General features: G+C 69.4%; 1 protein-coding gene. It reads right to left on the reverse strand.

Annotation, left to right across the window (positions count from 1 at the left end; genetic code table 11):
- Positions 1-190: 190 nt before the first annotated feature.
- Positions 191-500, reverse strand: a 310-nt coding sequence (locus ACKGJN_RS16965) for a hypothetical protein (protein WP_409540769.1), incomplete at its 5' end; no start/stop codon positions are given.

Below are 500 nucleotides of genomic sequence, written 5' to 3' on the forward strand. Positions count from 1 at the left end.
GGATGTCGGCGGCGACCAGGCGCTCACTCAGCCCGGCGACCAGCGCCTCGGAGGACTCGCCGCAGAGCGCGGCGCGCTCCAGCCACTCGGCGATGTCGGCGAGGGCGGGTAGGGGGAGCGCGGCGAGGTCGGGCGATTCCAGCATGAAGCAGACTATAGCACGCGGCGGGGCGGAGCACAGCGTGGGGCGCTAGAAACGGCGCGCTGTGCAGAGGATCCGCCGCGCGCCGCCGACCATCGTCGAGCGTCGCGTGTAGCAGTGGACGAGTGTCAGGTCCTCTCCGGAGCGGACGAGGAACCAGTTGCCGACCGGCTCCAGCCTGTCGATGTGGATCCTTTCACCGCCGATATAGGCGACCGGCGCGGCGGCCGCTGTCTTCGCCGGCACGAAATTGGAAGAGCCGCGGTAGACCGTGACGCCCCTGACGCCCTCATCAGCGGAGACCGAGATCGCCTTTGCGGGCGGCTGACCGCGCAGAATTTCGACCTCGCCGTTCTGA

It is taken from the genome of Gillisia xinjiangensis (assembly GCF_046298265.1).
In the GTDB taxonomy this organism is placed as follows: domain Bacteria; phylum Bacteroidota; class Bacteroidia; order Flavobacteriales; family Flavobacteriaceae; genus Gillisia; species Gillisia xinjiangensis.